The organism is Pseudomonas cichorii (genome assembly GCF_015471405.1).
Classification (GTDB): domain Bacteria; phylum Pseudomonadota; class Gammaproteobacteria; order Pseudomonadales; family Pseudomonadaceae; genus Aquipseudomonas; species Aquipseudomonas serbiensis.
This window is the reverse complement of record NZ_BLVZ01000017.1, coordinates 90,115-113,472: the sequence shown is the minus strand read 5'-3', so window position 1 is coordinate 113,472 and position 23,358 is coordinate 90,115. Positions and strand designations below refer to the sequence as shown.

The following is a 23,358-nucleotide window of genomic DNA, read 5'->3' as shown; positions in this document are numbered from 1 at the left end:
GCCAGCGAGTCTGGCTACAGCGAGGACGCTATCCGCTCGAAAATCCGTGATGGAATCTGGCGGCTTGGTGAAATTTGGTACAGGGCTCCGGACGGCCGGACGCTGATCGACGTGGAAGGATATGAGTCATGGGTAGAGGCGGGAGGGGAGTTCGGGCGGTCTCCGATACGAGCATCGAAATCACGTTCATGTATCGGGGCGTCCGGTGCCGCGAGCGCATCACGCTCAAGCCCTCCCCCACTAACCTGAAAAAGGCCGAGCAGCACAAGGCAGCTATTGAGCATGCGATCTCCATCGGTACGTTCGACTACTCGGTGACTTTCCCCGGGTCGCCCAGAGCGGCGAAGTTTGCACCCGAAGCAAGCCAGGAAACGGTGGCCGGGTATCTGACCCGGTGGCTGGAAGGCAAAAAGCCCCACCTGTCGAGCAGTTCATACGACGGCTACGAGAAGATTGTGCGTCTACGACTGAAGCCCGCTTTGGGTGAAATGATGATGGTCGATCTGAAGCGCAAGGACGTGAAAGACTGGCTGGCCAAGCTGGAAGTAAGCAACAAGACGCTCAGCAACATACAGAGCTGCCTGCGTTCGGCACTGAGCGACGCGGTCGACGATGAAGAGTTGATCAGCACTAACCCGCTGGCCGGATGGACGTTCTCGAGGAAAGAGGCACCACCCAAGGAAGATGATGTGGATCCGTTCAGTCCGGAAGAACAGCAGGCAATCTTGGCGGTGCTCACCGGCCAAGCGCGTAACCTGGTGCAATTCGCTTTATGGACAGGGCTGCGGACCAGCGAGCTGGTTGCCCTGGAGTGGGGAGATATTGATTGGCTGCGGGAGGAAGTGATGGTCAGCCGGGCGATGACCCAAGCCTCCAAGGGTGCAGCGGAAGTCACCAAGACAGCATCAGGTAAGCGTGCCGTGAAGCTACTCAGACCAGCCATGGAAGCGTTGAAGGCACAGAAGGCACACACGTTCCTGGCTGATATCGAAGTGTTCCAGAACCCACGCACATTACAGCGCTGGGCCGGTGACGGACCGATCCGCAAGACGATGTGGGTGCCGGCCATGAAAAGGGCCGGAGTTAGATATCGACGCCCATATCAGACGAGGCATACATACGCATCGATGCTGCTTTCAGCCGGCGAACACCCTATGTGGGTAGCCAAGCAGATGGGCCATAGCGACTGGACAATGATTGCCAGAGTATATGGTAGGTGGATGCCTGCCGCCGATGTGGACGCGGGCTATCGTGCCGAGCTAATGTGGAATGACAATACCAAAGAAGGATCTGCGAGTGTCCGACCTAATGAAACTGCTCCAGTTGGAGTCCGAAGAACTCAGTAACAAATTCGCCAAAGCTAGCATCGAGGGACGGGGCACTCCACAAGAAGTAGCAGATCGCAGAGAGGCGGCGGTCCACGCTCTCATAGCAAAATATTTCCCGTTTCCTTTCAGAATTGCGAAAGGGAATATTATAGATTCGTTTGGTGGGCGGAGCGCATCAATTGATTGTGTCGTTCTTAACCCGGAACATCCTCATACCGTCAGCGACGGAAACCATTTCTCGGTACTGCTGGCTGATGGTACTGACCACGCCATTGAGATCAAACCTGATCTAACCTCAAGAGACGAAATCGAAAGAGCGCTAAAACAAATAGCGAGCGTTAAAAAGCTTAAGCGCTTACATGTCGGAAAACCTAACACCCCATCTGAAACAACAATAAACGGCATAATATTCTCAAACACAACATATATAGATTTGAATTTATTGCTTAACTCAATTACCGAGTATTACACAGCGAACCGCATAAAGCGGGTCCATCAGTTCGACTTGCTGGTCGTGAACAAACGTTGCGTTATCGTCAACTGCAGGCACGGACATAACTTACATCCCCTGCACGGTGCGCCAGAAGGAATGTTAATTCTTCAGTCAGGACTCAATACATTCGCAGCTGCCATCTTTATGATGAACCAATTACCTCTCTCCCGCATCAGGCTGGACGAGAGCGTTATTGTAGGCTACATCGTGAAAGAGGATTTAGGCATCATGGAGTGGAGCGTACCAGTAAATGAGGCGCTGACTGCGCTGGAAAGCCTTGACACTCAAGAATGACAGCCTTATGCCAGCCTTGAGCCTGTAGCCCGCGCCGCTCGGGACTTGGCTGCGGGTTCAAATCCCCCCGGCTCCACCATTTGATCATCTGAAGACGTCCACGGACGTCTTTTTTTGTGCCTGAAGTCCAGTAAATACGTGGATTTCAGGGCTATTGGGGGCTTTCGAGGCTTTTTGAGTTCCAGACGATTTGGTATTCCCAATGGTATTCCCGGCTACCCGGCGCTAATCTTGGGAATACCAAAAGGTGTCATGGAGTACTTCTCATGTGCGCTCAAACCACCCGCCTCTCCGACCGCCAGCTCAAGGCGGTCAAACCGAAAGACAAGGATTACGTCCTCACGGATGGCGACGGGCTCCAGCTGCGAGTCAGGGTCAATCGCTCGATGCAGTGGAATTTCAACTACCGGCATCCCGTCACCAAGATTCGAATCAACATGGCACTGGGCTCTTATCCCGAGGTTTCTCTTGCACAAGCAAGGAAGAAAACCGTTGAGGCGAGAGAGCTGCTTGCACAGGGCATCGACCCAAAAGCTCAGCGCAATGAGCTGCAGGAAGCCAAACGAGCGGAAACGGAACATACGTTCGAGAACGTAGCCACCGCATGGTTCGAATTGAAGAAGGACTCCGTCACCCCGGCGTATGCCGAAGACATCTGGCGCTCGCTAACACTGCATGTTTTTCCAAGCATGAAATCAACGCCGTTATCGGAAGTGAACGCGCCGATGGTCATCAAGCTGCTTCGTCCGATTGAAGCTAAAGGCAGCCTCGAGACAGTTAAGCGAGTGAGCCAGCGCCTTAACGAGATCATGACCTACGGGGTCAACTCCGGAATGATCTTTGCCAACCCTCTCAGCGGCATTCGAGCGGTGTTCAAGAAACCCAAGAAAGAAAATATGGCCGCGCTACCGCCTGACGAGCTTCCGGAGCTCATGATGGAAATCGCGAACGCTAGCATCAAGCGGACGACCCGCTGCCTGATCGAATGGCAGCTTCATACCATGACCCGCCCCTCCGAAGCGGCGACCACCCGATGGGCAGATATCGATTTCGACAAACGCATCTGGACAATCCCTGCAGAGCGAATGAAAAAGCGTCGTCCGCACATAATCCCGCTTACCGAACATGCACTTTCGTTATTGGATACGCTTAAGCCCCATAGCGGCCACAGGGAATATGTGTTCCCGTCAGATAGAAACCCGCGCACCCACGCGAATAGCCAGACAGCCAATATGGCGTTGAAAAGAATGGGCTTTCAGGACCGCTTGGTCAGCCACGGCATGCGCTCCATGGCCAGCACAATCCTCAACGAGCATGGATGGGATCCGGAGCTAATCGAAGTCGCGCTGGCGCATGTCGACAAGGACGAAGTTCGGAGCGCTTACAACCGGGCGGATTACATCGAACGTCGGCGCCCGATGATGGCCTGGTGGAGTGAACATATCCAGAAAGCGGCTACCGGCAGCCTGTCAGCGTCGGCCATCAATCAAACCAGGGACCGCAAGGTGGTGCCGATACGCTGACATCACGGCGACAGTTCATGCCATCCGTGTAGTGGAGCTTGCCAGCGCTTCTTCGGCCAAGCCCCTGAGTATGGGAAGGCTCCGCATTCCCATACTCAGGGGCTCACGCTAAAGGCCTATCAGACAACCCCGAATTTCGCTTTTCTCCGGCGGATCATCCCTGCTGTTAATTCGTAGTAGTAGACGGTAGCTGGAGCTGAGCATCGCAGATAGTGCTCCAGAAACCATCTCATGTGCTTTTCTCTCCAGGACCAGGGAGTCGCGCAACCCCAGCGCTCACGAATCACCTCGTGCATCCTTTCTGCTTGTCTAATATGCCGCTGCCGCGTGGCATAAGCACCTTTGAGCACAGGGCGCAGGAACAACGCTATGTCGAACTCCGCCGTCATCGCCGACCTCCGATGTAGGCACTCACCACATCGATGCGGTTATGTCCCAACTCGTGGCTGATTTGCTGTCGTGCACGCTGATCGAGCTGGCGATCTTCTCGATGCCTACCACCGCCATTGATGGGTGCAGGGAAGTCAGTCAGTTGCTCATAGCGCTCACAAGCGTAAGCCGCCCGCAGCTCATGAAAGCCTTTTAATCCATGCTCATGCAGAAGGTCCCGCGCCGGTCGCACGACTGTCTGAATGAAGTCTTTGTAGCTTTCGTCGGGCGCCAACAAATTCCGACTGCCACTGGGTGAAGCCTCCCAGGCCCTATCCAAGGCGCCACGGATTTGATCAGTGACCGCGATCCAGCGCGGTGCTGACGCGCCTGATCGACCACCTTTGGTGCCGTCTTGGATGTTGATCTTGCCCAGTTGCCCGGCCTCACGTTGCAGTCGGGGCAGGTCCGCCAAAATCGCTTCACGCAGGCGCATGCCGGTCTCCCGGGCGAGAAGCACAATGGCACTGACCCTCGATTGCTGGCCTCGCTCTGACAACGCCTGTGCGATCAACTCGATCTGGACACGGTCTTGGCCTTGCGGGGCCTCACTACGCACACCTGAGCGCTGCAAGCCAAGCGCCTTGCTCGGACTGGGGATTTTGACGTATTGATCACCGCGCAGCGCGGCCATGGTTCGGTTCACACTGGACAGGCGGTTCTGCGCGGTGGCAATGCCGAAGTTGCCCTGATCAACCTGCTCCCTCACATAAGTGGCGTACCGCATGAGGATGTCACGGTCGATCTGCCGCGCGTCATTGAGCCTCGGACCTTCCTCGGATCGACACCAATTCACGAAGGCCTGCCAACGATCGCTATGGGCTTTGACGGTAGCGAAATGGCCGTCGCCAAACAGATCCTTCAGTGCTTGCGGTCCGGCATAGCTGAGCTGGCGACCGAAGCCGAAATTTCTTCCCGCTCGCTTACCGACCCGAGTCATTTTTCTGCTCCTGATCGACTGCCGCGAGAACACGCAAGAGGGCTTGCCAATGCGCATTCACGATGGCGAGCTGGGCCCAATCAGTCGGGCGAAAACATAGCGTGTTGTCGGTGACGTAGAGATGCGCGCCCTCCTCTTTCAAGCATTGGATGATGGCTGTCGTCGGGGTGATAGCTTTACGGGTGGTAGCGACATCGGCGACAGCGGCGACAACCCTTGTCCTGCTTCGCTTTGAGCGTGGCGACAAAGTGGCGACAGTCGCGGCGACAACCCGCGCTTTCGGCTCCTTTTGGCGCTGAGCCAGATGGTTGCGCAGCGCTTCATCAAGATTGAACATGGCGCACCTCGAAGGTGTGGCCGTCGGTGATCAGCCACTGATGATCAAGCAACTCGACTAACAGCTTGGTGGCATGGCGACTGCTTTTACGGGCAAAGCGGGGGCCGTTGCGATTCAGCTCTCGAATACTGAAGCGTTTCCAATTCTTGACCTGCAGCCAGCGCAGCAGCCGATCTGCTTCTTCCTTTACCCGACACACTGGCTCCTGCTCAGTCAGGCGCTGGATCTCGGTAAGGTAGTAGCCGACTAAAGCGGAGGCCCGTTGGATATGGTCGACCTCCACGACGCTGCTCTCCTCCACTACTGCCAGATTGCCGGCGACGCGCAGCAGGTTGTCGGCGGCCTTCGATCCGCTAGGCCGTACGCTTGCCAACTCGCCAAACTCACCCAACTGGGCTTCGATGGCATCATGCAGATCAATCCAGCGACGACGAGCCAATGGACTGAGGCTCAGCGGTGACAGCCGCAAGGCACCGTCAGTGGAAAGTGACCAAGGCTGATGAAACAGGGCCGAAAGACGGTGGTGATATCGCTTTAGGGCGAGGTCTTTTGACAAGTCGACAGCCTGATAACTGCGTTGTCCGGCCAGGCTGGTGGGCCAGGTCATGAGGCAGCGACCGAGAATGCCTTGCCCCTGCAGCAACGGGTCACTGAGTAACTGCATGGCTAGATACGGTTGCAGCATCAGGTGCAGGCTCAGGCGTCGATCGTAAGCTCGCAAGCTTTCACCCACCATGGACCGCGCGCGATCTAACGGACTGCCGTCCCAGAGTGACGACAAGGTCGTAACCGCTTTCAAACGGTTATCCCGACTCATGGTGCTGCTACCGAGGAATTGTCCCCCCTCGTCACAGAACAGGCCCATGCTCGGCAAGTCATGGCAGAGTCCCTTGATCAGGGCCTCGATAGTCGGATCCGTGGTGATCAGCCTAGGTGCTGAGGGCTCCGCTTCAAGCGGTACGCCGTTTGTGGGGTTGGGATCGCCAGGGTTGATACGCTGCGCCTGTCGCTGCGCGACACGGTACCGGGCGAGTTGTTCGCGATAGCGCTGCCACTGCTCACGCTCCCATTGCCGTGCGGGCAGCAATGCAAAACGATCTGCCGCCGTTTTGCGATCGCCGGATGCGGCCACGGTGATCAGGTACAGCGACAGCGGATAATTTCTCCCATCGAGCTGTAAGCCCGCATGACCTTGAGTAGCCAGCGCCGAAGCAGCCAGCACCGATTGTGCAGCCAATGCCTGGGGCACCCCGATGACCTCAGCCATGCGTTCGACTGCAGGCCCAAGAATCCCACCCAGTGCCTGCACCGGATAAGGCTGGGCCACGGGATTCGACTCAATCAGCGGTCGAGGTAGTTGTGGTAGTTCAAGCTTCGGATCTAACTGCTGCATGGGCCGTCTCCTCGTTCATTGCTGGTTGTCCTCACGTAGTCCCGCCACGGCTGTTGAGTGTTATCAGGGATCAAGGCCCCTGCGGCCTGTGAGGTGTTCACTGACGTGGAACGAACGGCTCCTTACGACCGGGAGCAAGGGCATGACCCCATGAATCTGGCCTCCTTAGACGCATCCGAAGATGCGGGCGGGTAGAGGCTATGCCGACTGACGAGTTCGGCACCTGGAGATCCTGAGCGGGAGAAGGCAACAACATCGACACCTGGGGCATGCCTGACTGTCAGTCAGGTGCAGCCTTTCCATAGGCTGCAGCACCAGTGCCTGTGCTGTTGCGGAGGGTGACGAATCTGATTTGTCAGGCCGATTGTCACGAGGAGAATTGCGGCAATGCCCTGTACGACGTGGATTGCAGCAGTGATACGAGCGCCCGTCTCTTTCCAGAAGAAAGAGACGGGCGCAGTCTGGCGCAGCGAGGTGCGTCGAGAGGTGAGGTTGCTGCAGTGCAGCGAGGAAGGTCCATCGTCTGCCGCAGTGGGCAGATCAGTCGAGTAGGCATCCATCACTCTTGTGGAGTGACCGTGCGAGCCGCCGGACGCTAATCGCACTTCGGGAGAACCACCACACAAGTGGCGTAGCCTTAAAGGTTCTGGCTAACTGGGCAGGTGCTGTCAACGACAGCGATCCGTGCGCCAATTTTTATACTCACTCGAAAAAGCGGTCAAGCGTCACTGCCGAAGTGCTCAGAAAGTGGCGACTGTCGCCAGTATTGTCGCCATGCTCCAGGCCACGTTCTACGTGGGTTGTCGCCAGCGTCGCCGCTGTCGCCACTCCTACATCCATGCCCAACGAAGAGATCCGCACATACACTGAAATGGCGCTGCGCTTGATAAAGGTTGCAGGGAATTACTGACGTGGGAAAGCAAGTGTGGCGTTCGTCAAATTGAAAATGGGAGGGTGGAACGCCGCAGCTTCGAGAAAAGCGAGTGAACCCTCCGATCGGCGCGATCAAAGATCGCTTGATCGGAGGGTTTGGCGGAAAAGCAAATCTCAAACGTCAATTACAGACTCAGGCATCAAAGCGGGTTGATTGAGAAGTGACGGCCTCACGTCGCATGATCAGTGTCTGCTGCAACCGCAGCAGAAAACCTGCTTCAAATGCTTCTTGGGGATCACCTGGACGATGATGCTTTCGATTTTGCGCCAGTGCCCACCACAGCGGCAATGATGAACCATCGAGCCAGGTCTCAGCGCACCGAACGCCGTCCTCAATCATCGGGCGGAATTCATTGCCCCATGGTGTTCGAAGACCAGGACAGCCTTCAGCTGAAGGGACAGAGACGTACTCACCAACCTGTTGATGAACGCGCTGAGCTGGGATACCGGACAAACATCGAAACGCCTTGTCGAACAACACAGCCGCGTCGTCCAACAGCTCTACCGCCAGCTCAACATCCTGTGGAAAATGAAGCAGGACGCTCTGTGCTCCATTAAGCCGAAGTATTGCAGCCTGCCGTAGTTTAATCGCTGCATCTTCAGGGGTAAGCGATGAAGTATCGATGCTGTTAGGTTTGGGGAGGCCAATGAGAAGCGAAAGATCAAACATCGCGGAATCCTCCGAGATGGTTTGCAGCTTGAATCATTTGACCGGGGTGGCGCACGAGCTTAAAAGGGGGACAGGTCATTTTCCTTATCTCCTCGGACAGTTAAGGAGCCGTCCACCCAGCCGTTCTGACACGAAATGGGTGGCGGACCGTACGGGGGTCAGAAACCGGCGTCCGAGGGAACCGGCCAGGCCGAAGCCTGCCCCGCACGGACCGCCATAGAAAAGCAGCAGCTAAGCCTATGTAAGCACCTAATAGCTGGCTATGGCGCTATGCGCCTCGAACAATTCAGGTTCTGACACCCGTCCACGGGATTGACCGTGGCGGGACAAAGCGTAAATGTGAAGCAGTGATAAAACAAGCATGCAGTACCAATAAGCTATACATCGAATGAAGCTGCCAGCCAGATGATGACGCTCGACGTTGACTGGTGGCCCTGCACCGCTTCAGGTCTGACCTAGCGACGAATAATGCAGAGTCCGACCACGCTGATAGAATCTGCATGGTTGTACATAACGCCCTTCTGAGAAATGTTATGAATACAGAATTGACGGAAGAAGAGATGCGCCGGGCGCTATTCGGTGATTCTCAGCCCCCTGCGCCAGCATTTAACACACACGGAAGTGCTCACAAAACGCGTGCATCATCATTTTCGAGTTATGGGCCTCGGTGAGCTCTACGCTGCACAAGCTGCCAGTGAAATGGCAGATATCTCTTATTCGCTTGAGGAGGTCGGAGCTAGCTCAGGCCCCGATGGGGTTCGCCAGCATCTTGATGGTCAATTTCGTTCGCGATACGCCCGTGACACCAGCTCTTGGAAAACTGCCCTGTACGAAGGGCTCAGAGACTCAGACTGGTTTTGCATTGAAGGCTACCGACTCATCCGTACCCCCCGCGCATAAATGGCATGTCCTATGCGCTGACGAAAATCAGCTTCTACTCTATTGAGAAACCGAAATCATCGGGCACATCCTTGTTTCCAATTGCGCCTTTGACATTGTCAGATTTTTAGTACTAATATCTGACAATGTCAAAACCGGTATTCACTGGGGGCTGGACGAAATGAGCGATGGGCCACATAGAAGCTTGAAGCTGCGAAAGCCATGGAAAGAACTGGCAAAGCGTGCGGACAAAGACACCTACGATGCCTCCCAGATAGCTGAGGCTACGAAGCATGCAGTTGCCAGTGACTTCAAAATGGAGGTCTCGTGGCTCCTGATGGAAGCCCTGAAAGCAGTGTTTACCGGTTGTGATAACTCTCTGGAAATTCGAGAAATCGCGCTTACGCAACTTGAAGATGCGAAAGCATTTGCAGCAGCCTCCGTTTTTGGAACGAATCTTGTGGAATGGAGCATCGCCCTTATCCATGAAGGGAAATTTGGAATTGAAGCATTCCATGAGGCAGTAGGCCTCGCCGCCAAAGACCGCTGCCACGCGAACATACGGTCGATTGAAGAACACTACCTTCGCGACTCAAACGAGCGAAGAGCAGAGCACGTGAGTAAGAGACTACAGAATGCCATTTCTACTCTATCGAGCACCCAGCTCGGTCTGGATCTTGTTGGCCCAGAGCCCGTACGAATCGCTCCACCGAGGAAGATGGAAGGTCTTGATGACGGGGTATCGTTGTGATGAACACCTTCCCGCCTAAGGAAATAGCTGTAGATATACTTGAACCTGGCGCCCGCAAAAGAAACGGCGTAATCCCGTGTTACATCGAGAAGAACATCGAGTTCGACCTCGAGGCTCTCGCATCCTTCTCATCCCATGACAAATGGGAGCCCGTAACGTATGACGCACTACTCATATCAGCTGCAGTTGAGTTCTGTGATCGCTACCTTGTCCGCAGTTCCATGAATTGGGGCCGTCGATTCATCGTTCACGCTCCAGTACACGACGTTGAGCGGTGGTCGAGTAACAAGGTAAACCGAGCGCTCGTCAACGCACTGAACCTTTTGACCGGAGACGACTGGCATTTCAATTTTGGACCTCGAAAACAAGCTGCACAGAGACCGCCGCAAGGCCAAATAGCTTTTCCTTCCGATGCAGAGGCTGTCATTGCCTTCAGTGATGGAATGGACTCACGTGCGGTCTCTGAGCTTGAGAGCAAGCGCCTAGGTAAACGCCTGATTCGTCTTCGAATAGGGAGCAAACAACACGACATTTCAAAAAAGGAACGCCAAAGGATTCCATTCACGGCCATCCCATATTCAGTCAAGCTTGATGATGCAAGAAGCGCTGAGAGAAGTGCACGCAGCCGCGGATTCAAATTCAGTATCATATCGGCAGTTGCGGCGTATCTAATTGATGCTCCAATGGCCATCATCCCCGAAAGCGGACAAGGTGCACTTGCACCTGTGCTCCTTCCTGTCGCACATGGGTATGAGGACTATCGAAATCACCCCGTCTTCACCAAGCTGATGGAGCGCTTTATCGAAGCACTTCTTGGTTACCGATTCCAGTACACCTTTCCCAGGCTTTGGATGACGAAAGGCGAGACCCTGCGCGAGTTTGTGGAAACCTGTGGCCCTAACGTGAATTGGATAACGACCAGGTCGTGCTGGCAGCAATCCCGGCAGGTAGCCGTTTCAGGCGCAAGAAGACAGTGCGGCATATGCGCCGCGTGTATGCTTCGCCGCCTTAGCGTTCACGCTGCAGGATTGGAAGAGCCACCAACGAATTATGTGTGGGAATCCCTAGATAGTCCGACCTGGAAGTCAGGCGCAGCAAAAGAATTCACCAGTTTTACCGAAGCCTTGCAACAATACGCTATCGCAGGGGTACTTCATTTCGAGCACCTTTCTTCGATTCGGGAATCTTCGCAGTACGAACTGATCAAACGCCGCAGAACGAGCGAACTGGCTCGAGCTCTGGCCGAGTCGCCACATGCCGTGGCGCAGAACCTTGACAGGCTCTTGCAGCAACATGCCAAGGAATGGTCAGCGTTCACGAGCGATATGAGATCAGAGTCGTTCGTGAGGAAGTGGATAGATGGCGCATCATGACCAAACCAAACTATGAACTGAACCCAGGTGAACTGGGTGAACGACTAAAGGTCGCGCGCGAAACCGCGGCCATGACCCAAGACGCAGCGGCCAAAGCAGTTGGCTTTGCTCGAACCACTCTTGTGGCTATTGAAAAAGGACAGCGCTCTGCAAAGCTTGACGAGATCCAGATGCTTAGCCGCTGTTATGGAGTATCTGCTAACTCTTTGCTACGCCGAGAAGCGGTCCATGTGGACCTTGTTCCTCGCTTCCGCTCACTCCCAGACACTGGTGATGCAGGCATCGACCAAGCTGCTCGGATGTTGAATGATCTCGTCAGGGCGGAAGTAGAACTTGAAAACATTTTAGGTGTTCGGAAAACCTCGAATTATCCGACCGAAAAAAGCATCTTACCAGGCGATGTACGCAAACAAGCAGAGCACGATGCTCATAGCCTCCGAAGCTGGCTAGGGCTCGGCGAGAGCCCCATCCAAGATCTGTTTTCACTCATAGAGATGCAACTTGGAATTCGTGTCTATAGCCGGAGACTTGAATCGAAAGTGTCTGGGCTATTTGCCTATGACGACGCCGTTGGCGCCTGTATGCTAATAAATGCAGTACATCGGAAGGATCGTCAAACCCAGACTGGCGCCCACGAGCTCGGGCACTTTATAGCGACGCGACGTCAGCCCGAGATCTATCAAGCCGAAAAGCATGAGAACTCGCGTGAAGAACGTTACGCGAATGCTTTCGGTAGTGCTTTTCTGACGCCTGCCCGCACTGTCATGGAAAAGTTCAAGGAAGTGACCATTGGATCAACCCACCTCACTCGTCGGCACATCATCCTGCTCGCTAGTTTCTTTGGCATTTCACGCCAGGCAATGGTGATGAGGCTTGAAGAATTAGATCTGACGAAAAAGGGAACGTGGGATTGGTTCATGGATAATGGCGGTATAACCGACGACCAAGCCCAGCAGGTACTAGGCACGATAGCTCAAGATTCCACGCCTATGGAAGGCGCGCAATCAACTAGGCTTTTTTTGTTAGCTATCGATGCCTGGAAAAAGGATCTAATCAGCGAAGGGCAAATGTCGGATTTGCTTAAGCTAGATAGGGCGAAAGTACGCGAGTTGCTTGATGAGGCAGAAGAGGATGAGGTTGATGACCTTTTCAAGCTGTCTCACTGATCGAGATAGCATTCTCGTTCTCGACGCCAGTGTCATCATAAACTTGCTGGCGACCGGCTATGCAAGCGCAATCCTGCAAGCAGTTCCGACTCCTATTGTTGTCACTGACAATGTAATACGGGAGATTGAGCTAGGAACGGTAAACGGCCGGCCTGAGCCGAAACAGCTTTTGGAGCTAATCCATAATCAAATTTTAAAGACAGAAGAGCTTTCTGGCATTGCATTAGAGCACTTCTTCGACTTGGTATCCGGATCCACAGCGGCCTCGCTCGGAGACGGAGAAGCCGCGACACTCGCGCTTGCACATAGCAACGGGTTTACCGCAGTCATTGATGAAAAAAAAGCTACTCAAATTTCCTCCCAACGTTTTGAAACACTGCGACTCATTACAACAGTCGATATTCTTGCTTACGAGCCCGTGCGTATTTCAATCGGAGATAAAGCCTTAGCCGTTGCAACGCTTCAAGCGCTGAAACACGCCAGAATGCAAGTCCGAGACAGCCAATTCGACTGGATTGAAAAGGTGATCGGACGCGAAAACGTAGGTTTATGCCCAAGCCTTAGGAGGCTCGCAAAGCTTAAGCTGGCCGGGCGTCGCAGTGTTAGCCAGTAATGCTGGGCCGACCTATACAGCTAATTTTTAGCTGTATAGGTCTGAGACTTCAGCCTACAGAGGGCCGCACCAGGAGAAACAAATTTCTCTTTGCTCGAGTAGCAGCAACGTGCAGCAGACATCTTTCAGAAGTTTCAGTGTCTTCGGTTACCCCGGCATCTTCATCACGGCTAAATTGCCCTGCATAAGTAGTGGCTCCCTTGTAGGCGGCAACAATCACTACGCTAAATTCAAGCCCCTTGATGCGGTGCATAGTGGCTAGACGGACGCCCAATAGTGCCGAATCGTCCGAGGTTGCGTTATCTAGTTTCAAGTGAATAATATTGGCTTGCTGCAGAGCTCTAGCAATGTTTTCCAGATCCTCGTTAGTACGTGCGGTGATGCAAATCTGTCGAGGCTCCATGCCATCGTCCTGCAGTTGTTTAAGGATCGTTTGTATATGCGGCATATCCTCATTAACGGAAGACGACTCAATGATATCCGGCACATCACCATGGGTAAGCGAACGGTAACCGCGCAGAGAATCCGCATTCCCGTCCAGGTCGTCGACAGCACATCCTTCAAGCTGAGCACAGGCCCATTGACGGATTTCGTCTGTGGTGCGGTAGTTCACCTTAAGGTTACGGCTACGGCCACGAACCTCAATGCCCACCCGGCTCAGTACGACTTTGTGCCGGTAGATACGCTGGTGAGCATCGCCAACGATAAACAGGTCGTTTTCAGCTTCCTCTACGGCTGTGCGAATAAGCTCAAAACCTGCGTTGCTGATGTCCTGGGCTTCATCTACCACCATGGACCGAATTCCGAGTGCGGGCTGCTCTGTCCTTAACAACTGACAGGCTTCACGGAAGGCCTCTTCAGGCTCGCGCAAATTGGCGGCTTGCAGCTGGGCACGGTATTCGGCAAACACCGGCCAAATAGACTTACGCATCGCACGGCCGAGCTGACCGCCACGGCCGACTCGACTGGCACGCATATAGTCCTCAGCAGTTTCACAAGCTTGAGGCAGCACCACTCGCTCATACTCCGCACGCATGAACGTTAGGCTGAGATCAACCGATGTCGGCATCGCAGACAGAGCTGCTTGCCAGAAACGGCGACGATCGCCTTCGTTGTACAGCAGGTTATGTGGGTAGCCAAAACGACGCAGAAGGCTGGAAGCCCACTGATCCAGGTTCACCACTTGAATTTTCTCCAATTCCTGTGGGGTGCACAGCAGCGCCAAATGCTGGCGGATGTCCTCGGCAAGTGTTTTGGTGAACGTGGTAAACAAGACCGGACGACCAGGCAAGTCCGAATATTGTCGAGCAAGTCTTGCAGCGCGATGCATGGCGACAACAGTTTTACCAGTACCTGCACCACCGGTCACCTTCACTGGACCATTCCAGTCACGCTCCACCAACTTGCGCTGAGTTGGGTGCAGGAAGACCCTCCAGCGTTCTAGAGGTGCAGCCAGTAAGGCCTCCAGATCGCTGTCATCAGTCAGTACCACGAAATGACGACGCGAGCTATCGCGCTCCAGCGCAGCCCCGAAGTCTGCAGGGTCGACAGACTCTGGCGCGGCCTGATCACTGATGATCTTGTCGAAAAGCTCGCCGGCAGCAAATAGATACAACGCCTCGAATGCCTCATCGGGCAATTGCGCTTCCAGCGCCTCAAGTTCGCCTTCATTAGTTACGGCACGCACCGCTTCCAGCCGATCATCGGGTACGCCCAGCCGGCGAATTTCACGATCCTTGAGGGCATCGAACAGTCCCACTGCACGCACCTCGGCCGAGGCGTCAGATGCTTTCGTGTTAGCCACCTCCTGCACTGCATAAACCTGGATGCTGCCAACATCCGGATGGATCGCGACTCGATGGCGACGTGCCCACTGATAGGCATCGTCATGTTGGTCAACCCACAACAGGCAGTAAACGTTGCCCACATCAGGTTTAAGCACGATTCCACGCATATTGTCGTTGATCCGAACCGAGCGCATGTTCGGATCGGCGGCATCATGAATGCGCTCATAATTGATGCCGGTCGCCATTGGGTTCTGACGAAACTTTGCAACGAAGGTCAGTACCGCCTGCTGATGAGAACGTGGAACTACCGAAAACGACTTCAGAAAGTCATCGGACATTGCAATCTTGAGTGCCAGCGTCATGCCAGTGTCTCCATCAAAAGGGTTCTCAGCTCATCAGGCAACTCACTGCCATCAGCGGCAAAAGAATGCCAACCTTGGCCAGCAAAAAGCGCAGCCACTGCTCCAGAATCTGGCAGTAGTACGGCGGTACGAACATCTGGCCAAGCCAATTCGGCTTCTGCTATTACGCGGCCTTTCTCATCCATCAACTCATAGCCCACTTCTGGGGCGGTTACGTCCAGACCAGCCAGAGCCAAGCCCCAAGACTGTACTTCATGTGCAGCTAGACTCAGCGCTTCCTGCCAGGCTTCAGACAGTCCGCCGGATTTTGCTTTGAGCGCAGAACAATCCTGCAGCGCAGGTAACCCTGGCATTTCAGCGTTGCCAACCCAAATCTGACTCAGCGGCAACAATAAGTTAAGTGCCTGCCAAAGTTGCTGCCAGCGTAACTGCAGCTCGCTTTCGGGCAGGCCATCTTCTTTCCACTCGCCAACCAGAACAGGCTCAGAGTCTGCAGAGCCATTGCCCGTCATCACTTGCTTCAGATGCTCCGGGTGCATGGCAATGGCCAGCATCCAGACTGTACCGAGCTGACGCAGGCTCAACCTATGCAGTTGCAGGTCAGGTAGCAGACCCAGCTCATCCAAACGCTGCCAGAAAGCCCCTTCGCGCAGGACTTGAAGCGCATTAGTGTCACCCGGTGGCATCAACATTCCCGCAGCCAGGCAGACGGCCAATTTGCCGAGCGCTTGGTGTTGCCCATGGGCTAAACGCTGATGCAGCTGGCTAAAGGACGGCAGCGATTTGAAATTGGAGAGTGTTGCGATGCCCTGTGCCGCGCACAGCTTCTGCACTACCTGCTGTGGATCATCATTAAGCAAAGTTGCCCAAGGCGATGGCGTAGGTAATACCTGGTTTTGCAAAGCGCATTCGACATCATCCCAGGTTAGCGTCCAGACTGAGAACTTCCCGCTCCTGGCCACCGCCATACGTTTGGCTATATCGGTAGTAATGATGTCTTTGTGGTACTGCCAACCATCAACAAAGACCGCCACGGGCAGGTCGTCGGCGGCATCGTCTGGCCAGAATACGAAGTCAGGCTTGCACGGAATCAACACACCTTCGCTGGCTCCCAGATTGACCTGCAACTCCATCCGCCAGCGACGCGAGCCAGCCTGTATCTGATAGCCCGCCTTGCCCTTGAACAATAGCTCACTCAGCTTGAACTTCTCACCTTCATGCTCACGGCGCAGCGCTTCGACAAACCGCCTCTCCAGCATGCTATCCAGTAACTGGTTAGCTGGCTGGACGTCGGCCAGATGGGTAACTGGCTTCAGTGCTCCCTTGTACTGCATCACCTCACCCAACAATTTCTGTGCTGTACGTCGCGAGATAGACTTACGATCATGGCTGTTGTGATAGCGGTACACGCAGCGATAACAGCCATCGGTGTCCGCATTCTGGTTGCAAGTACAGGTATTGAGGGCTTGCAGTGCAATGTCGAATACTTCCAACAGCGGTTCGGGCGCGCGCATCAATTCCTTGAGATAGCCGGTGCCACCTGGCACGCTGTCGTAGATCACCAGATAACAACGCGGCGTATCTGAGCCCGCAGCCATACGCATATCTAGAGCAATACGCAGATGGTCCACTGCTCCCCTAAACCGCCGCGCCAACCCCAACTCCAGAGCCGACACAAAGCTCAGCAGGGCCTCGTTGGTATCGGCAAAACCCACCTCGGGCAAAAACAGACGAATGCCCTCACTAGTGAACTCGCGGTAGAGGAACACGCACTGCTGCGTGCTCGCCTCGGGGTTCTTGCGCTTCGCGCACCAGGACGAATGGTTGCGATATAGCTCCTCGGCCTTGCGCTTGCGCTGTAAGGTGCCGCACTCGGGGCAGATGCTAAAACCAGGGCGGCTGAGTTCCTTCCCGCCGATCTCCATCGGCATGCCTTCCGCTGACTGCTCGCCAAAGTTCACCTCGCGAAAAGTCACCCGATCGAGAAACTCGAAGCCGAAAGGAAATGTTTGCTCGTCAATCACAAAGGCCTGGCGCACCGCATCAGGCAGGCTATCCACCAAAGCTTGGCGCACATAAAAACCGCGCTGACGCTCGTCTGAGTCGTCAGCAATACGGCTATCGCGATCCAGCGTTCGGGCAAACACCGTGGTCAAACGCAACATCTCGTGCACCCGGCCACTGTCGCGCCACAGCGTATCGCCACAGCGTGGGCAGTTAGAGTGTTGATCACCTGAGGATAGCGGCTCGGTATAGGAGCACTGCCTACAGAAACGCCAGTGCTCCGGCTTGATCTTCGATACGTCGATCTGGTTGATCACCACCCGCCTGCCTTCGGCATAAAAGGTGTTGTTCGGTGCCAACTCAGTGATGGCCGTTGATCCAGGACGCTCATATTCGAAGGTCAGAGGATCAGGAGCGGATGTCCCGGCCTTTGAATCGCGCACAATGATCGAGCGCAACAGCACACCTTGCTCCGGGAACGCATAGTTGGGTAGCAAGCCCTCATCAGTCAGCACATTGAGCGTAGCCTTACCCTCAATGCTGCCAATCAAACGCGAAAGCGCAGTTCGATCCTGAAGCAGTCGTGCCAACTCCAGCTCCTGATCCTCACCACGCACCGTCAACGCCTGCAGCTTATCGATCTCCTTCACTGCGGCCTCACGCTTGCGCTTGATGCTTTCAACATCACTAGCAATGCTCTGCAAACGGTTGACGATCTTATACGCCAACGGGCTGCTATCACCGTTGTTGCCCTGAATGAAATTAGCCAGCCATTGGCACGTACCGTCGCTCAAAGGGCACATATCTCCCTGATTGAACAAGCGCAAGAACCGTTCAAAAAGCGACGCTTGGTGCTGCTCCACATAACTCAACCAAGGGTAAGGAAACTTGCTGTTGGTCTGATTATTGATCGCAGTGAACACCCCACGAATTTCCTGAGGGATCTGCGCCGCCCGCCCGTTCTCATGCACCCAGCAATCTAGAGTGAACGCTGTAAGTTGACGCTCAAGTACCGCCGAGGCGTTAAGGAAAACCCCAGGTGCCTGCACGGAACCTGCAATCATGGTTTTCGGGTCATCCCAGAAATACAGGTCATGCGGCTTGCTGGTCGCCATGCTCATCAGCAACGCATTACCAGTGCTACGCCCTGCCCGACCGGCTCGCTGAATGTAGTTTGCCTGCTGTGGAGGAACCGAACATTGCAGCACGCTGGACAAGTCGCCAATATCGATACCCATCTCAAGAGTGGGTGTCGCGGAAAGCACATTAATGCCCCCGGGGCGATCACTGTTGGATTTAAAGTTGCGCTCTACTGCCTCGCGGGTTTCGCGCGGCAGTAAACCAGTATGCTCGTGCGCCACTACCCGCCGAATGTCCGCATTCAGGTAGAGTTTGCGATAAAAATCACCGGGTACATCTAGTGCGTGCAACTCGCCCCGGCAATCGACGCGGCGACACGCTTGCTCAGAAAAATCATCCTCTGGGCCAGAGAGTGTTGTGCTGTGGCAGCTGGCACACCGCCACACCTTGCCACCCAAGATAACGTGGAAAGCAGAGGGCTCCAGCCCCCATACACGGATATCCGGCTTCTCGGTAGCCTCCTCAAAACCTGCTAAGCCAACGCTTTCCAATGCCTCAAGAGCAAGCCGATAAAGCGGCGCAATCAAGGCATCCGTACCCAGCGCCAGATCATGCAAAGCAGGCAATGCCTTGAACGCCCAGTCGCTAAACAAACGGGCATGGCTCTTAGTTATACTGACACAGCGACCAAACTCTGCCAGTGTCAAAAACCTCGGAGGCCGCGGGCTGGTTAGAAGCTTGAACTGGCTTGGATTCTTCTTATACCCCCAAGGGCTGCTACCCATTCGCGCATAAAACCCTAGCTCCTGATCACGCCAAGCCCCGATGCGCTGCATGTTTTCCAGTAGCCCGCGCAGTAAAACAACAACTTCTTCCAGCTGCGCGGCGGCTAACGGTTCAAGCGTGTCACGTAGACGTGGCAACAGCCATTGAGCGGCTTCGTCTAACTTGCCTGCAAGTGGCACTACGCATGCAGTTCCCGTCGCTACCAGAGTGCGACCAATATGAGCATCCTGGCCAAACTCTGCATTGAGGACCCAAGGCAACACCCTCGCCAACTCGCTAGGTAGGTTGCTGCTTTCAGGCAGCGCCCCCTCTTCCATCAGGGTCTCATAATCACGTAGCCACTGCATTTGCGGCGGCAGGAAGTTAGCAATGTAATGACCATCACCTAGCGCCGTGCGCCAACGTTGCGCGAATGCTGTTGGCAAATTTTCTAGTGTCACAGGTCGCCCAGCTGCATAGGCATCAGCAATTACCTGCGCCAACGCCGGGCGTAAGTTCATTCGCCAGGTTCTCGCGGCAAGGAACCCTGCACGATGCGCCGCATCCTGTACCGAGTCAGAGAAAGCAATCAGCTTCTTGTCCGGATTGAAGCGCGTTGCAAACAACTGTCCCACCATCACCGCCGCCAGACTGGCCGCTTGCGAACCAACAATTGTCAGCGTTTTATAACCGGCACAGAAAGGACAATCATGGTGCGACTTGGTGTACTTCGCGCCATTGCGCGTACCTTCACGCAGGTTGCTGGCAATATCTATAGCCAGCAAAGGCTGATCCTCACAGTGTGAGCATTCGGTTTGTGATGCCTGATGCAAGGAGCCGCAGGCAGGGCATACCTGCTTGCGCTCGAACACCGCTGGGTTCGCCCCCGCACTGGAAGGAAAAATAAAACGGGTGCTCACATCCTCGGCGAAGAACGCGCTGTAAAACGACTGCAGGTCATGGGTCAGTTGATTGGGACTGATCTTTTGTTGCGTAGAACCCCAGCCGGTGGCGTGGCACTCGCGGCAATGGATCACCGGCAGATGCAGCCGCTCCATATCGACTTTACGTAAGTCATCGTGATGCCGAAGCTGCGGCTCAGCATCCAGCACAGCCACCATGCGGCGCAACTCACGTAGCCAGATTTCCACCTTCACCTGCAAGAAAAAATTCTGATGTGCATCCTGGCGTGCATGCGCTACCAACGACAGCAGGCTAGACAACCAAAGTAACGCAAAGCGCTCATCATCGCAGCTCGGTAAACGGCGCTTGAGCAGCACTAACAGGTCATCCAGCAACACGGACTTTGGGCCAAGACGCTCCAAATCACGCAAAAGATTCTGGAAGGCAAAGTGGCTCTTCAGGTCCTTACCCAAGCCACAGCGCCAAGCAAAATCCTCTGCCTGCGTGACCGAGCAAGGCTCACCAAACCACAAGGGTGCTTGGGCCGCCAGATAGGCATGCAGGTCGTCATAGTTCTCGGGAGCCAAGGTATGCAGATCACTGGGCTGCGGGCTTTGGGTGAACTCAACCAGGGCTTCAGCGAGATAATCCCCAACCGACTCGCGGTCCTCGGAGATAACCGCATTGTCATCCAACACTTCACCAAACACATCACCGGCAAAGTCCAGCAAATCGCTAACGCCATCATCGCCCAACGTTGCCGAAGTACCGACGCACACCAACTGGCCCGGCGGCGCATTCAGACGTCCCTTGAGACGGCGAATCAAACAGGCCAGATCAGTACCCTGCGCACCATCAAACGTATGCAGCTCATCCACCACCAAATAACGTAGCGTGTCTGGCAGCTGATGCGCCCACAAAGGGGCATCAGCTGCACGCAGCAGCAAAAAATCCAGCATTTTGTAGTTGGTCAGCAGAATATCTGGCGGATTTTCACGCAGGGCATTGCGGTCAGTGATCACCGCATAACTACCGTCGCTCAATTGGGCGACCGTTTGCGACTCGATAGCCGGTGCATCGCCCACGTACAAGCCTGCACGAATCCCACTAAGGCCAGCGGCCTTAACGATTTCCTTGGCCACGCGCCCAGATTGGTCGCTGGCCAAGGCATTCATGGGATACAGGATTATCGCCTTGATGCCACGCCGCCCCTCGGCACGCGCCACACGACAATGCTCAAGGATCGGGTATAGGAAGCACTCGGTCTTACCCGACCCCGTACCCGTTGCCACCAACGTAGATTGAGCCTCTGAATCCACCAACCGCGCAAAAGCTTTGGCCTGATGGGCGTGGGGCACAAAACTCGCAGGTAACCAGGGAAAAGCCGGCAGGCCACCAACTAGCTGCTTGCGAAATGGCAGTGGCAAAGTCAGATACGGCCCTTTGAAGATATTACTGCGCTCAGCCAAAAAGCGCTCTAGCAAACCCTCAAAACCAGAAGTAGTGGACGGGAATGCGGTACGCAGAAAGTCTGCGACGCCTTGAGTGACCTGCTGGGAAACGATCAATGGCTGCATGATCAGATCGCCTCATCCACGGATGGTACTACCGTCAGCCCGTAGAGGCTTTCCAATGCTGCCAACATCTGCTGCCTTCTCCAAGCAACAAATGCTAGTGGATCACTCCAAAGCAAATTTTTGGGAACGGGAATGAAATCGTAGGAACTCCAATACTTACTGCCGTCCGAACTTTGAAAGAATTCACTCGGGTTACGTGCTCGCTTGTAGTTATTGACCTCAGCTGGCATAGGCTGGAAGTTCCACAGCACATCGACAGTCTCTTGATAAGCCTCATCCGCCCCAATCAATTTTAGCGGAAATATATGATCAACCTGAGGCTTACTGTTATGAAAAACGTAACTCCGACTGGGCATAAGCACCTTGGTAGCCAACCAAGTCTGGCTCAACAGCTGGTATTCGTTGAGCTCTCCAGTTCGGTTTTTCTCGACCGCGATCTTGCGAATAGCTTCAAGCGGGAATGACTCATTTTGCCTTCCTGCTTCCATAGCTTCGCGCGCGAAAACATTGACCATAGTCTGGGTATTCCAGTCACACATCTGAGAAAGTAAAAAGTACTGGTGAATGAGCTGTACCTCTGACTCATCCCATGTGCGGATACGCCATTCATGACCGTGGCGCTTGAGCTCCGTCAGGTAGGCTGCAATCGGTAAGACGGCCAACCAGCGAGGCACAATGGAGGCATGATTGATATTCAGCAACCCCTTTAAATACCCCCTAAATAGCTCTAACAATGGCTCACGATCACTTTCCAAAGCGCTCTGGAACGCTTGGATATCGTTACCATTCAGCCGTCCCTCATCAATGCGGATGGTGCTCTTAACCAGCAAATGAAAGAACTGTAGGATCGATGTAGACGAAAAATCGATACCGCCACTCTGCTTTGCAATCTCATCAGACAAGGCCCAGAGTTTCTCCTCATAGTCCGACTGGACCGCCTTGATCTTCCCGAGCACCAGCTCCAACTGAGTCAACGCCACCCCGCCGGTGTTGAGCCGTCGAAAAACCTCATTTACTTCGTTAGGGCTATCGGCTTTGACCGAAAAATAGGCTATCGACTTATGATTGGTGTCGACAAATATGTCCCACAACGCGCTCAGATTTCTACGCACGCGAAGCTTGGCGCTTTTATCATCACCGACGGCCGTGAGGGCGCGATCCTCAAGATCAACCTTCTCGTCCTCACTGCATCGCAAACAGGACAACTCCGTCATGCGTAAATAACGTGGCTCGGCTGCCGCACTAGCATCACGAAACAGAAAGCCCGTTTCATCCGACTCCGCAGTGGTTGGATCGAACAGCAAATCAAAGTGCAAAGCCCTGCCATTGAAACGATGACGAAGCACTGAATAAAGCGTCTGCAAGCGTTGCTGACCGTCATATACCAGCGCCTTGGAGGCGCCCCACAACCCCTCATCCACCTGCCGCGCGTGATGACCCGGGGCATAGTCCCCAACAAAGCAGCGATAAGGAACTCTCTGTTCAGTTTCCCACAGCACTACACCACCGATTGGGTAGCGTTTAAGCAGTGAGTCGAGCAGCAAGCACACGTAATCTTCCGACTCATGCCGTGCGCCCCACACGTACTGGCGCTGTACCTGCGGTAAATACCAGCCGTTATTGGGAGCATTCAGCTTCTCCAGCGCTTCACGAACGGAAATTCCTGCATACGACATAATTTTTCTTCCCTGAGGGGTCGTAACGTTAACGTGCTTTCAGCACCGAGTAGGGAAAAGCCATAAAAGCCTCACACCAATT

Annotated in this window: 16 protein-coding genes; 7 read left to right on the top strand and 9 right to left on the bottom strand. The window is 54.5% G+C overall.

Annotated elements, in window-relative coordinates:
* Positions 1 to 128 precede the first annotated feature (128 nt).
* The 3 genes from JL015_RS23585 (at position 129) to JL015_RS23575 (ending at position 3,638) form a co-directional block, all read left to right on the top strand.
* A complete protein-coding gene (locus JL015_RS23585; protein WP_201020150.1) occupies positions 129 to 1,346 on the top strand; it encodes a tyrosine-type recombinase/integrase in 1,218 nt (405 codons plus the stop codon).
* Positions 1,297 to 2,115: a DUF6602 domain-containing protein gene (locus tag JL015_RS23580; protein WP_201020149.1), complete on the top strand. Its 819-nt coding sequence runs from the start codon at positions 1,297 to 1,299 to the stop codon at positions 2,113 to 2,115. The genes JL015_RS23585 and JL015_RS23580 overlap by 50 nt, the downstream gene beginning before the upstream one ends.
* A gap of 266 nt (positions 2,116 to 2,381) precedes the next feature.
* Positions 2,382 to 3,638: an integrase domain-containing protein gene (locus JL015_RS23575; RefSeq protein WP_201020148.1), complete on the top strand. Its 1,257-nt coding sequence runs from the start codon at positions 2,382 to 2,384 to the stop codon at positions 3,636 to 3,638.
* Between the two features lie 119 nt (positions 3,639 to 3,757).
* Here JL015_RS23575 and JL015_RS27805 read toward each other — a convergent pair whose 3' ends face one another.
* The 6 genes from JL015_RS27805 to JL015_RS23555 form a co-directional block, all read right to left on the bottom strand.
* Positions 3,758 to 4,027 carry a hypothetical protein gene (locus JL015_RS27805; RefSeq protein WP_236250265.1) on the bottom strand — a complete coding sequence of 90 codons (270 nt, stop codon included), beginning with the start codon at positions 4,025 to 4,027 and terminating at the stop codon, positions 3,758 to 3,760.
* Positions 4,024 to 5,007, bottom strand: a complete 984-nt coding sequence (locus JL015_RS23570) for an integrase domain-containing protein (protein WP_201020147.1) — start codon at positions 5,005 to 5,007, stop codon at positions 4,024 to 4,026. Before JL015_RS23570 ends, JL015_RS27805 begins: the two co-directional genes overlap by 4 nt.
* Positions 4,991 to 5,344, bottom strand: a complete 354-nt coding sequence (locus JL015_RS23565; protein ID WP_201020146.1) for a hypothetical protein — start codon at positions 5,342 to 5,344, stop codon at positions 4,991 to 4,993. The genes JL015_RS23570 and JL015_RS23565 overlap by 17 nt, the downstream gene beginning before the upstream one ends.
* Positions 5,331 to 6,737, bottom strand: a complete 1,407-nt coding sequence (locus tag JL015_RS23560) for a YfjI family protein (protein WP_201020145.1) — start codon at positions 6,735 to 6,737, stop codon at positions 5,331 to 5,333. Before JL015_RS23560 ends, JL015_RS23565 begins: the two co-directional genes overlap by 14 nt.
* A 702-nt stretch (positions 6,738 to 7,439) precedes the next feature.
* Entirely contained in the window at positions 7,440 to 7,565 is a 126-nt protein-coding gene (locus JL015_RS27925) for a hypothetical protein (protein ID WP_268939681.1), read from the bottom strand.
* 238 nt (positions 7,566 to 7,803) lie between these two features.
* On the bottom strand, positions 7,804 to 8,340 hold the full coding sequence (locus JL015_RS23555; RefSeq protein WP_057711090.1) for a LasR-specific antiactivator QslA: 537 nt from the start codon (positions 8,338 to 8,340) through the stop codon (positions 7,804 to 7,806).
* 1,060 nt (positions 8,341 to 9,400) lie between these two features.
* Between JL015_RS23555 and JL015_RS23550 the strand changes: the two genes are divergently transcribed.
* The 4 genes from JL015_RS23550 to JL015_RS23535 are packed head-to-tail and all read left to right on the top strand — an operon-like array spanning position 9,401 to position 13,122.
* Positions 9,401 to 9,970, top strand: a complete 570-nt coding sequence (locus JL015_RS23550) for a hypothetical protein (RefSeq protein WP_169850663.1) — start codon at positions 9,401 to 9,403, stop codon at positions 9,968 to 9,970.
* Positions 9,970 to 11,343 (top strand): 7-cyano-7-deazaguanine synthase, encoded by a 1,374-nt coding sequence (locus tag JL015_RS23545; protein ID WP_169850664.1) that lies wholly within the window; start codon positions 9,970 to 9,972, stop codon positions 11,341 to 11,343. The genes JL015_RS23550 and JL015_RS23545 overlap by 1 nt, the downstream gene beginning before the upstream one ends.
* Positions 11,340 to 12,509: an XRE family transcriptional regulator gene (locus JL015_RS23540; RefSeq protein ID WP_169850665.1), complete on the top strand. Its 1,170-nt coding sequence runs from the start codon at positions 11,340 to 11,342 to the stop codon at positions 12,507 to 12,509. The genes JL015_RS23545 and JL015_RS23540 overlap by 4 nt, the downstream gene beginning before the upstream one ends.
* Positions 12,484 to 13,122, top strand: a complete 639-nt coding sequence (locus JL015_RS23535; protein ID WP_057711086.1) for a hypothetical protein — start codon at positions 12,484 to 12,486, stop codon at positions 13,120 to 13,122. The genes JL015_RS23540 and JL015_RS23535 overlap by 26 nt, the downstream gene beginning before the upstream one ends.
* A gap of 49 nt (positions 13,123 to 13,171) precedes the next feature.
* On the opposite strand, the gene JL015_RS23530 is transcribed toward JL015_RS23535, so the two are convergent.
* Genes JL015_RS23530 through JL015_RS23520 form a run of 3 tightly spaced genes read right to left on the bottom strand, consistent with a single transcriptional unit; the run spans position 13,172 to position 23,276 of the window.
* Positions 13,172 to 15,271 (bottom strand): UvrD-helicase domain-containing protein, encoded by a 2,100-nt coding sequence (locus JL015_RS23530; RefSeq protein ID WP_201020144.1) that lies wholly within the window; start codon positions 15,269 to 15,271, stop codon positions 13,172 to 13,174.
* Positions 15,268 to 21,600, bottom strand: a complete 6,333-nt coding sequence (locus JL015_RS23525) for a DEAD/DEAH box helicase (RefSeq protein ID WP_201020143.1) — start codon at positions 21,598 to 21,600, stop codon at positions 15,268 to 15,270. Before JL015_RS23525 ends, JL015_RS23530 begins: the two co-directional genes overlap by 4 nt.
* A gap of 2 nt (positions 21,601 to 21,602) precedes the next feature.
* Positions 21,603 to 23,276: a DUF262 domain-containing protein gene (locus JL015_RS23520; protein ID WP_201020142.1), complete on the bottom strand. Its 1,674-nt coding sequence runs from the start codon at positions 23,274 to 23,276 to the stop codon at positions 21,603 to 21,605.
* Between the last annotated feature and the right edge of the window lie 82 nt (positions 23,277 to 23,358).

Coding starts and splice junctions, on each gene's coding strand:
- JL015_RS23585 (WP_201020150.1), top strand. CDS start 129: ATGGGTAGAGGCGGGAGGGGAGTTCGGGCGGTCTCCGATACGAGCATC.
- JL015_RS23575 (WP_201020148.1), top strand. CDS start 2,382: ATGTGCGCTCAAACCACCCGCCTCTCCGACCGCCAGCTCAAGGCGGTC.
- JL015_RS27805 (WP_236250265.1), bottom strand. CDS start 4,027: ATGACGGCGGAGTTCGACATAGCGTTGTTCCTGCGCCCTGTGCTCAAA.
- JL015_RS23570 (WP_201020147.1), bottom strand. CDS start 5,007: ATGACTCGGGTCGGTAAGCGAGCGGGAAGAAATTTCGGCTTCGGTCGC.
- JL015_RS23565 (WP_201020146.1), bottom strand. CDS start 5,344: ATGTTCAATCTTGATGAAGCGCTGCGCAACCATCTGGCTCAGCGCCAA.
- JL015_RS23560 (WP_201020145.1), bottom strand. CDS start 6,737: ATGCAGCAGTTAGATCCGAAGCTTGAACTACCACAACTACCTCGACCG.
- JL015_RS23555 (WP_057711090.1), bottom strand. CDS start 8,340: ATGTTTGATCTTTCGCTTCTCATTGGCCTCCCCAAACCTAACAGCATC.
- JL015_RS23550 (WP_169850663.1), top strand. CDS start 9,401: ATGAGCGATGGGCCACATAGAAGCTTGAAGCTGCGAAAGCCATGGAAA.
- JL015_RS23545 (WP_169850664.1), top strand. CDS start 9,970: ATGAACACCTTCCCGCCTAAGGAAATAGCTGTAGATATACTTGAACCT.
- JL015_RS23540 (WP_169850665.1), top strand. CDS start 11,340: ATGACCAAACCAAACTATGAACTGAACCCAGGTGAACTGGGTGAACGA.
- JL015_RS23535 (WP_057711086.1), top strand. CDS start 12,484: ATGACCTTTTCAAGCTGTCTCACTGATCGAGATAGCATTCTCGTTCTC.
- JL015_RS23530 (WP_201020144.1), bottom strand. CDS start 15,271: ATGACGCTGGCACTCAAGATTGCAATGTCCGATGACTTTCTGAAGTCG.
- JL015_RS23525 (WP_201020143.1), bottom strand. CDS start 21,600: ATGCAGCCATTGATCGTTTCCCAGCAGGTCACTCAAGGCGTCGCAGAC.
- JL015_RS23520 (WP_201020142.1), bottom strand. CDS start 23,276: ATGTCGTATGCAGGAATTTCCGTTCGTGAAGCGCTGGAGAAGCTGAAT.